This is a genomic window from Archangium sp., assembly GCF_036388035.1.
In the GTDB taxonomy this organism is placed as follows: domain Bacteria; phylum Myxococcota; class Myxococcia; order Myxococcales; family Myxococcaceae; genus Archangium.
In genome coordinates, this window is record NZ_DASVSO010000805.1 from 1 (window position 1) to 9,289 (window position 9,289).

The following is a 9,289-nucleotide window of genomic DNA, read 5'->3' on the forward strand; positions in this document are numbered from 1 at the left end:
CCTCCAGCTTCACCTCCTGCACCCGCCGCTGCAGCTCGCTCACCTCCTCCAGCGAGCACACCGGCGCCATGCCCTCCAGCGGCGGCGGCCCCGAGCGCGTCATCAGCAGCGTGCGCTCCTCGTCCTCCGGCAGGTACCCCAGCGATAGCTGCACCGCGAACCGGTCCAGCGACGCCTCCGGCAACGGGTACGTCCCGTGGAACTCCACCGGGTTCTGCGTCGCGATGCACAGGAAGGGGGGCGCCAGCACGTGCGTCTGCCCGTCCACCGTCACCTGCCCCTCGCTCAGCGCCTCCAGCAGCGCCGACTGCGTGCGCGGCGAGGCCCGGTTGATTTCATCCGCGATGAGCACGTTGGCGAACAGCGGCCCCGGCCGGAAGCGGAACGTGGCCTCCTGCGGGTTGAAGATGGACGCGCCGACGATGTCCGTGGGCAGCAGGTCCGGCGTGAACTGCACCCGCTTGAAGAGGCCTCCGATGCTCAGCGCCAGTGCCTTGGCCAGCGTCGTCTTCCCCGTGCCCGGCACGTCCTCCAGCAGCACGTGCCCGCCGGCCGCCACCGAGCACAGCAGCAACTCCAGCGCCTCGCGCTTGCCCCGGATGACGCGCTCGAGGTTGTCGACCAGCCGGGACACCAGCACGCGCGTCGGAGCCGCACGCTCGGTGACAGGAAGCTTCACAGGAGAAGAGGACATTTCGGACTCGCAGCGTAGCAGCCTTGCAGTCCCTTCCGCGAAAGGGCCCCGCCACGGGTAGGCTGCCGGGACTCCATGGCCTCCTCCGCAACCGTCCGGGACCTGTGGCTGCTGCTGCGGCGCAACCCGGACTACCGCCGCCTCTTCTGCGCCACCGTCGTCTCCCTGCTCGGCGACTGGTTCGCCTTCGTGGCCATCAGCGGCTTCGTCACCGAGGTCACCGGCCGCCCCAGCTCCTCCGCCGCCGTCTTCGCCGCCACCGTGCTGCCCGCCTTCCTGCTCTCCCCCCTGGCGGGCTCCATCGCCGACCGGGTGGACCGCAAGCGCCTCATGGTGGCCGTGGACCTGCTGCGCGTGCTCCCCGCGCTCGGCCTGCTCGCCGCCCTCCACTGGCGCTCGCCCGCGCTCGCCATCTCCTGTGTGGCGCTGCTCGCCGCCCTCTCCGCCTTCTTCGACCCCGTCGCCGAGGCCTCCGTCCCCAACGTCGTCACCCCCGAGGAGCTCCCGCTCGCCCAGACGGCGCTCGGCAGCGTGTGGGGCACCATGCTCTTCATCGGCGCCGCCGTGGGGGGCCAGGCCACCGTCGCCTTCGGCCGCGAGGCCAGCATCCTCATCAACGCCGCCACCTTCCTCGTCTCCGCCGTGCTCGTCTGGGGCATCCGCCGTCCCCTCCAGCACCACGGCGAGCCCTCCACGCATGGCACGTGGGCCCAGCTCGGCGAGGTGTGGACGCTCGCCCGCCAGAGTCGGCTCACCCTCTCGCTGCTCGTCACCAAGGCGGGCGTGGGACTCGGCAATGGCATCGTCGCGCTGCTGCCCGCCTTCGCCGCCGGACGCTTCGAGGCCGGAGACGCGGGCGTGGGCACGCTGCTCGCCGCGCGCGGGCTGGGGGCGCTGCTGGGCCCCTTCCTCGGCCAGCGCTGGGCGGGCAACGACGGGCGGCGCCTGCTGCTGGTGTGCGGCGCCTCCATGGTGACGTACGGGCTGGCCTACGTGCTGCTGCCCTTCGCCCCCTCGCTGCTCCTGGCCGCCGCGTGCGTGCTGCTGGCCCACCTCGGAGGCGGCGCGCAGTGGGTGCTGTCCACCTATGGCCTGCAGGTGTCCACCCCGGACGGGCTGCGCGGGCGCGTGCTCGCGGCCGACTTCGGCATGGCCACGCTGTGCATGGGCGTGTCCTCGCTCGCCGCCGGGGCGGCCGCCGATGCCGTGGGCCTGGCCCCGGCCTCCTGGACGCTCGCCGGCGTCTCCCTCCTCTATGGCACCTGGTGGTTGTGGTGGACGCGAGAGCTGTGGCGCGGCCCCGCGGACGTGCTCGCCCGCTTCCGCCCGGCCCCGCGTCAGTCGGGCTGAGACAGGAAGCCCGAGGCCCACCGGACGGGAAGAGGCGGTTGTCCCCGCCACCCGGGGTGAGTAGATTTCTACTCACTCGGACACAGGTGAGCCATGTCCCGCTTCCAGGCCCAGACCAACGCCGTCCTCGATCAAGAACTCGAAGAGCTCCGGAAGCGCCTCGGCCTCACGCCGAGCCAGAAGGCGGACCTCCTGCGCGAAGTGGCCTCCCTGGCGGCGTGGATCGTCCGGCAGGCGGAAGCGGGGCGCAGCGTGGAGGCCCGACGAGGCGCCGAGGTCGAGACCCTCACCCATCCCGTCATCGAGCGGCTGCGTGCACGCCATGAGACGGCGGTGGTTCCGCGTGTCACCCTCACCGACGCCGAGGCGGAGCGGCTGGCTCGCATCCTCGACCGGGGATTCGAGCCGACGCCCGCGCTGCGAGCCGCGCTCCAACGCCTCGCCAGCCCCAAGCGCCGTCCCCCGAAGCTTCGTTGGAAGAAGACGGTGTGACCGATGGGCCTCCGCGTCGAGCCTCTCGGGCGCCAGCACCGCACGCTGCTCAAGGGCTTCCAGAATCAGCACCCCTCCCTGATCGAGTACCTGCAGCGATATGCGCTCCGGCACCTCGAGAAGGACCTGTTGGCGAGAACCTATGTGGCCCTCGATGAGGGCCCGGAAGGGCCACGCCTCGCGGGCTACTTCAGTCTCTCGACGGTGAGCGTGGAACGGAGCGCGGCGCAGAAGGTGCCCGCGCTCGAGCGGCTCCCGCGATTTCCCATCCCCGGGGTGCTGCTCGCGCGGCTCGCCGTGGACCAACGCGTCCAGGGACAGGGGCTCGGGCGATTCCTCTTCGAGGAGGCACTGGGCCTGACGCTGCAACTCGCCCAATCAGGCCCCGTCGCGTTCCGCCTCTTCGTCACCGATGCCCTCGACGCCCAGGCGGCTCGCTTCTACGAGCGGTTCGGCTTCGCGCGCCTTTCCGACGAGTACCCCTGCCGCATGGTGCTCGATCTGCTGCCGCTGCTGACCACGGCCGGTACGACGTAGGCCGCCCGCTTCCGCCCGGCCCCGCGTCAGTCCGGCTGAGACAGGAAGCCCCACTCCTCGCCGGCCACGCGCTTCATCGCCTCGACGAGGTGCATGTGCAGGGGCCCATTGCTGATGATGAGCCCCAGGGTGTGGCGCAGCTCCGTGCCCTGCGTGAAGTCCACCGCCCGCCCATCCAGCCCCGTCACCTGGCCTCCCGCCGCGCGCACCAGCGCCGTGCCCGCCGCGTGGTCCCAGATTTTGTGCGGGTTCTTCCGCGTGTCCCGAGGCCCTCTCACGTACAGGTCCGCCGCTCCCGCCGCCACCAGCGCGTACTTCACCATCCCGTCGTAGCGCTTGATGCGCCGCGCATCCAGGCCCGCCTCCGTGTACACCCGGTCCGCGATTTCCCGCTCGCGCCGCCCCATGACGTAGCTCTCCACCACGCGGATGCTCTTCGGATCCGCGCGGTCGGAGGCGTGCAGTGGGCGCGGCTCGGTGCCGTCGGGGGCCTCGAGCGGCTCGGCCCAGGCGCGTCCCGCCTCCGTGAAGAAGAGCGTGCCGCTGTCATCCAGCGGCGAGAGGGGCACGCCGATGATGCCGTCCACCGGCTGGCCCTCCTCCAGCGTCCCCACGCACACCGCGTAGGCGCGCCCGTTGATGAAGCCCTCCGTCCCGTCGATGGGGTCGATGACCCAGGTGCGAGCCGCCCGCCTGTGGCGGCCGTGGTTGAGCCAGCGCAGGAAGTCCGCTTCGCTCACCAGCTCGCCCAGCAGCTTGCCCACCAGTCGCACCACCTGCTCGCGCTCCGCCTGGGGCACGGTGAGGAAGGCCTCGCCACCTTCTTCCGCGATGACGCCGTCCTCGGGGAAGTGGCGGCTGATGGCGCGGCACAGCAGCGCCTGCGCTCCGTAGTCCGCGATGGTGACGGGGCTGGCGTCGCTCTTGCGGGTGACTCCCGCCTGCGAGGCCTGCACCCGGCGGCTCAGCTCACATGCCAGTCGGACCGCATCGATGATGGGTTGTAGCTCGCGCACGCTTGGCTGCTCCGTGGGGGGAGGACTCTTTCTCGCATGGAGAGGAGTTCCTCGAAAGCAACTCTAGCCACGCACTGTCCTGAGAGCAGCGGAGCGGGCTCGGGAGCCGGCGCGTGCGCCCTCGCGTCGCCTCCCGAGTCCAGCCATGGTCCCGATCTTCAAGCTGGTTGTATTTCCCTACCCCACGGCCTGGGTGGAAGCCACCGCCGGCCCCGCGCCCTCCAGCATCCGCCGCACGGCCGCCACGGTGCGCGCGAAGGCCTCGCGCCCTCGCGGGGACATCGCGGCGAGCCCACAGGGCACGTGCGGCATGTCCTCGTACAGGTCCAGGGTGACGGGGACGCCCGCGGCGCGGGCACGCTCGGCGAACTGGCACACCGCGTCCCGGAAGAGCTCCACGCCGCCCACCTGCACGTAGAGCGGCGGCAGCCCGCGCAACGAGGCGTGCAGCGGCGAGATGCGCGGGTCCGCCAGCTCCAGCGCCCCCGCGTAGAAGCGGCTCCACTCGAGCAGCGCCTCGCGCGTCAGCATGTCGTAGGGCGCGTTGTCCACATGGCTCGCCGCCTCGCACGCGAGGTCCACCCAGGGCGACAGCAGCACCGCGCCCGCCGGCGGCGCCTCTCCGGCCTCCACGAGCGCCCCCATCAACGCCAGCGCCAGCCCGCCGCCCGCCGAGTCCCCGGCCACCACCACCCGCGAGGGCTCCACGCCCGTGCTCCGCAGCCACCGCCACGCGGCGAGCGCGTCCTCCAGCGCGGCGGGGTAGGGGTGCTCGGGCGCCAGGCGGTAGTCCGGCACCAGCACCCGGACGCCCGTGCCCACCGCGAGGCCGGAGCTCGTCGCGCGGTAGGACTGTGCCGAGCCCAGCACGTAGCCGCCGCCGTGGAGGTAGAGGAGCACCGTCTCCCCCGCGCCCGCCTTGGGCGTCACCCACATGGCCGGCACCCCGCCCGCGTCCACCCGCGCGCACTCCACCTGTTTCCAGGCCGGGCCGCCAGGCGCCAGCTCATAGACGCGGGGCGAGCGGGGCGGCTCACTCGCGCGGGGTGGGACGGAGCGACTCGGCGAGCACGTGCAGCAGCCGGAGCTGCGAGGCGCTCAGCCCGCGCGCGGCGCTCACCAGCCGGCTCATCCGCGGGGAGCCGCCCACCTCCAGGCCCAGCAGCTCGTCCGAGGCAATCTCCAGGGCCACGCAGATGCGCCGCAGCGTGGGGACACTGGGGAACATCTCCCCGCGCTCGATGCGGCCATACACCTCGAGCTGCACGCCCACCTGTCGGGCCACCTGCGCCTGGGTGAGCGCCGCTCGTGCACGGGCGGCACGCGCCGCCGTGCCGAGGGTCTTCGCCAACGGGCCTTCTACACGGGCCGAGAGCCTGGGCATGGCGGATCTCCTCCACAGCGGGGCGAGCGGGTGGACTCGGGACGTCCCTACCTTACAGACCTCCCAAGTCCTGTCAATGCCCACTACCGATTCGAGTGGTTATGCCCTCCCCTCCCCCCTCGCGAGGTATGGTCCACCCGACAGGCCGCTCGTTTTCCACCCGACCCCCCACGTCGACGTGACGCCGCGCGTTGCCCCTCCCCGTTATGCTCCCCGGCCACTCACGGAGGCGAGCATGAGAATCGTCCTGGCGACCTTTGGCAGTCGAGGTGACGTGCAGCCCTTCATCGTCCTGGGCCAGGCGCTGGTGCGCGCGGGTCACCAGGTGGTGCTGTGCGCCTCGGAGGACTTCGGTGGCTTCGCCACGGGGCATGGGTTGTCCTTCCACGCCCTCGACACCTCCTTCGAGGCGTGGTTGCGCGACAGCACCCAGGGTGTGGGGAAGCTGGCGGAGAACATGCGCACGTCCCTCGAGCGCCGCCTCGAGGAGCTGCCCAAGGTCGTCGAGGGGGCGGACCTGCTGGTCGCCACGGGGTTGCTGGTGGAGGCGCGCTCGGTGGCCGAGGTGCTCCGGGTGCCCTACCGCTACGTCGCCTTCTGCCCGCGCGTGCAGCGCTCGCGCTACCACGCCGGTCCCTCCTTCCCGGTGAACCACTCGCCCCCGTGGTTCAACCGCCTGTCGTGGTGGTTCACCCGCGTCAGCTGGAACAGGTTCGCGGCCGGGCCCATCAACGCGTGGCGGGTGCGGGCCGGGCTCGCGCCCACGAAGGACGTCTTCAACGAGGCGGTGACCGAGTCGACGCTGCTCGCGGCGGATCCCCTCCTGGCGCCGCTGCCGCCGGACCTCGTGGGGAAGACGTCCCAGCCAGGCGCCTGGATGCTGGACGACCCGACGCCGCTGCCGGACGAGGTGGAGGCCTTCCTCGCGGCGGGTGAGCCCCCCGTCTACGTCGGCTTCGGGAGCATGTTGGACGAGGACCCGGTCCGAACCATGCGCGAGGTGTTGGAGGCGGTGCGCTCGACGGGCGTGCGGGCCCTCGTGTCGCGAGGCTGGGCGGGGCTCGGCGGCGAGTCCCTGCCAGCGGAGGTGCTGGCGATGGGCCCCGTGTCCCACAACGCGCTGCTGCCCAGGGTGCGGGCCATGGTGCACCACGGAGGCGCGGGCACCACGCACGCGGCCGCTCGCGCGGGCATTCCGCAGGTGGTGGTGCCGCACATCCTCGACCAGTTCTACTGGGCGGACCGGGTGCATTCGCTCGGCCTCGCCCCCAAGCCCTTCAAGCGCTCGCGCCTCACGGCCTCGCGCCTCGCCGAGTCCCTGCGCTGGTGCCTGCGCCCCGAGGCCCAGCAGCGGGCCCGCGAGCTGGCCGCCCAGGTGCGCACGGATGGCGTGGAGCAGGCCGTGGCGCTGCTCACGCAGGAGCGTCCTCGAGACGCACTGCCGCCCCCCGCGCTGTGCGAGGCGCCCTGACACACGCCGGGAATGTATGTGTCCGCTGGGGCGCGGCACGGGGTAGGCCGCGACCCGGGGGGATGCGGACGCGGGGCCGTCTCACTATTGTCGCGGCCCCCCCGTGCATGAGGCCCCCACCATGCCCAAGCAACACATTGATGCGCAGAACCTCCAGGTGCAGAACATCCCCCAGCAGCACGACAGCCTCCAGCCCGTCGCCGACAAGGTGACGCTCGTGGTGACCCAGGCCTTCGGCCCTGGCGGCCACAGCCTCATCGGCCTGTCGGGCGAGACGTTCAACGGCTACCCCTCCGTCACCCTGCTGCTGCGCACGCCCGATGGGCGCGAGGGGCTCGTCCACCTCTCGCCCATCCACGGCGACAAGCGGAAGACGGGCTTCATCGACATCGCCCCCGGCACCCGCTGCACCCTGCTGTGCCCCGTCACGAAGCGGCCGCTCGACAAGCTCGGCCCCGTCGACGATGGCAGCGGCGCCGAGTACTACGCCCTCTACCTCACCCCCAAGCTCTCCAAGGGCCACGCCGTCGCCGTCACCGACCTGTGGGACCACTTCCACTCGCGCATCGTCGATGACGAGGCCGTCATCTCCTACTGGGCCCAGACGCACGCCACGAGCTGACGCCGCTCCCGCACTCCCGCTCCTGAGACACATCGCCCAGCACGCCCGCGAGCGTGCGGGCCCTCAGGGCCCGAGTGAACCAGCGATCCAGGGTGGCGATGTCCGTACAGGTGAGGATGCGTTGCCGGACCTCCTCGGTCACGGGCATACCGCGTGCGTCGAGAATCCGCAGTACATCCTCGGCCCGGGTCTCCGCACGCCCCCGCTCCCATCCCCGCCGCATCCCCCGCTCCATGAGCTCCTCGCCGTGGCTTCGCATCAGCTCCTCCGCGCGTCGCGCATCCATCACCGAATGTAACACCTGCCTCGTTACTTCGCGGGTCGTGCGATCCCCGATATGGATCATGAGGTCCGGACATTCCAGGGGCGCCCCAAGCACGCGGCGGGCCATGGGCTCCTCCGAGGGCGCTGGCAGCGCTCCTGCGTCCGCCCTCGGTGCCCACCGTCCCGCCCACTGGACGCACTCGCCCAGAGACACGCCGTGAGTTGAAGCACCCGCGCGGTACACTGGCGCGCATGAGACACGCGCTCCTGCTCTCCGCACTCCTCGCGCTCCCCGCCTCCGCCGCCGAGCCTGCCCCCCAGGCTCCCAGGGCCGTCGTCCTCAAGGCCGCCCGCCTCTTCGATGCGAAGAGCGGGAAGCTCGTCTCCCCCGCGCAGCTCGTCGTCGTGGACGGGAAGATTGTCGCCGTGGGCGCCTCCGCCGCCGTGCCCGCGGGCGCCGAGGTGCTCGACCTGGGCGAGGCCACCCTGCTCCCCGGCTTCATGGATGCCCACACGCACCTGACGGGCGAGCCCGGCGACGACTGGCGGCAGGACCTCATCGACGACCTGCAGCGCACCCTCCCCGAGCAGACGCTCGACGCGCTGCCCTACGCCCGCGCCACGCTGATGGCGGGCTTCACCACCGTGCGCAACCTCGGCGCCTCGGACTTCATCGACGTGGGCCTGCGCAATGGCATCCGCCGGGGCCTCGCCGTGGGCCCGCGCATCCTCGCGGCCACCGCGGGCCTCGGCACCACCGGGGGGCACTGTGACGGGGGCAACTCGTTCCGCAAGGGGGTGCTCGCCGAGGAGTCCTCGCGCGGCGTCGCCGACAGCCCCGAGGCCTTCCGCGCCAAGGTGCGCGAGAACCTCAAATACGGCGCGGATCTCATCAAGGTGTGCGCCACCGGTGGAGTGCTCAGCCGCAACGCCGACGTGGGCTCGCCGCAGCTCACCCAGGCGGAGCTGGACGCCATCGTCGACGAGGCCCACGCCCGGGGCCGCAAGGTGGCCGCCCACGCCCACGGCGCCGAGGGCATCAAGCGCGCGGTGCGCGCCGGCGTGGACTCCATCGAGCACGGCTCGTTCCTGGATGACGAGGCGCTCGCGCTGATGAAGAAGCAGGGCACCTTCTACGTGCCCACGGCGCTCGCCTTCCAGGGGGTGAAGGAGCGCGCCGACAAGGGGCTGCTGCCCGCGGAGAACGTGCGCAAGGTGCAGGCCGTGGACGTGAAGCGCAGGGAGGCGCTGCGCAAGTCCATCACCTCCGGGGTGCGCATCGCCTTCGGCACGGACGCGGGGGTGTTCGCCCACGGCCGCAACGCCGAGGAGTTCGGCCTGCTCGTGGACGCGGGGATGAAGCCCGCCGAGGCCCTGCGCGCCGCCACCAGCGTCAACGCCGAGCTGCTCGGGCTCCAGGACTCGCTGGGGACGCTGGAGGCCGGGAAGCTCGCCGACG

Annotated in this window: 10 protein-coding genes; 6 read left to right on the forward strand and 4 right to left on the reverse strand. The window is 72.1% G+C overall.

Going from position 1 to position 9,289, the window contains the following annotated elements; genetic code table 11:
- On the reverse strand, nt 1-694 hold a 694-nt coding region (locus tag VF697_RS33125), incomplete at its 3' end, for an AAA family ATPase (protein WP_331101283.1).
- A gap of 75 nt (nt 695-769) precedes the next feature.
- Between VF697_RS33125 and VF697_RS33130 the strand changes: the two genes are divergently transcribed.
- The 3 genes from VF697_RS33130 (at nt 770) to VF697_RS33140 (ending at nt 3,073) form a co-directional block, all read left to right on the forward strand.
- Entirely contained in the window at nt 770-2,044 is a 1,275-nt protein-coding gene (locus tag VF697_RS33130) for an MFS transporter (RefSeq protein ID WP_331101285.1), read from the forward strand.
- 93 nt (nt 2,045-2,137) lie between these two features.
- The gene (locus VF697_RS33135; protein WP_331101287.1) at nt 2,138-2,536 is read left to right on the forward strand and encodes a hypothetical protein; all 399 of its coding nucleotides are present in this window, start codon (nt 2,138-2,140) and stop codon (nt 2,534-2,536) included.
- A gap of 3 nt (nt 2,537-2,539) precedes the next feature.
- Complete coding sequence (locus VF697_RS33140; RefSeq protein ID WP_331101288.1) at nt 2,540-3,073, forward strand: GNAT family N-acetyltransferase; 534 nt, start codon at nt 2,540-2,542, stop codon at nt 3,071-3,073.
- Nucleotides 3,074-3,099: 26 nt separating this feature from the next.
- Here the strand turns inward: VF697_RS33140 and VF697_RS33145 are convergent, their stop codons facing one another.
- The 3 genes from VF697_RS33145 to VF697_RS33155 all read right to left on the reverse strand — a co-directional run bounded on the left by VF697_RS33145 (nt 3,100) and on the right by VF697_RS33155 (nt 5,473).
- Nucleotides 3,100-4,089 (reverse strand): inositol monophosphatase family protein, encoded by a 990-nt coding sequence (locus VF697_RS33145; RefSeq protein WP_331101289.1) that lies wholly within the window; start codon nt 4,087-4,089, stop codon nt 3,100-3,102.
- Between the two features lie 177 nt (nt 4,090-4,266).
- The gene (locus VF697_RS33150) at nt 4,267-5,049 is read right to left on the reverse strand and encodes an alpha/beta hydrolase (protein WP_331101290.1); all 783 of its coding nucleotides are present in this window, start codon (nt 5,047-5,049) and stop codon (nt 4,267-4,269) included.
- Nucleotides 5,050-5,122: 73 nt separating this feature from the next.
- Nucleotides 5,123-5,473: a helix-turn-helix transcriptional regulator gene (locus tag VF697_RS33155; RefSeq protein WP_331101292.1), complete on the reverse strand. Its 351-nt coding sequence runs from the start codon at nt 5,471-5,473 to the stop codon at nt 5,123-5,125.
- A 235-nt stretch (nt 5,474-5,708) separates the two neighbouring features.
- On the opposite strand from VF697_RS33155, the gene VF697_RS33160 reads away from it, so the two are divergent.
- The 3 genes from VF697_RS33160 to VF697_RS33170 all read left to right on the forward strand — a co-directional run.
- Nucleotides 5,709-6,944, forward strand: coding sequence for a glycosyltransferase (locus VF697_RS33160; protein WP_331101294.1), 1,236 nt, complete (start codon nt 5,709-5,711; stop codon nt 6,942-6,944).
- A 121-nt stretch (nt 6,945-7,065) separates the two neighbouring features.
- Entirely contained in the window at nt 7,066-7,566 is a 501-nt protein-coding gene (locus tag VF697_RS33165; protein WP_331101296.1) for a hypothetical protein, read from the forward strand.
- A 516-nt stretch (nt 7,567-8,082) separates the two neighbouring features.
- Nucleotides 8,083-9,289: amidohydrolase family protein (locus tag VF697_RS33170; RefSeq protein ID WP_331101298.1), on the forward strand; the 1,207-nt coding region annotated here is incomplete at its 3' end.

What these genes read in the sequence shown, in the direction of transcription:
- VF697_RS33130 (WP_331101285.1), top strand. Translation starts at nt 770, where the DNA reads ATGGCCTCCTCCGCAACCGTCCGGGACCTGTGGCTGCTGCTGCGGCGC.
- VF697_RS33135 (WP_331101287.1), top strand. Translation starts at nt 2,138, where the DNA reads ATGTCCCGCTTCCAGGCCCAGACCAACGCCGTCCTCGATCAAGAACTC.
- VF697_RS33140 (WP_331101288.1), top strand. Translation starts at nt 2,540, where the DNA reads ATGGGCCTCCGCGTCGAGCCTCTCGGGCGCCAGCACCGCACGCTGCTC.
- VF697_RS33155 (WP_331101292.1), bottom strand. Translation starts at nt 5,473, where the DNA reads ATGCCCAGGCTCTCGGCCCGTGTAGAAGGCCCGTTGGCGAAGACCCTC.
- VF697_RS33160 (WP_331101294.1), top strand. Translation starts at nt 5,709, where the DNA reads ATGAGAATCGTCCTGGCGACCTTTGGCAGTCGAGGTGACGTGCAGCCC.
- VF697_RS33165 (WP_331101296.1), top strand. Translation starts at nt 7,066, where the DNA reads ATGCCCAAGCAACACATTGATGCGCAGAACCTCCAGGTGCAGAACATC.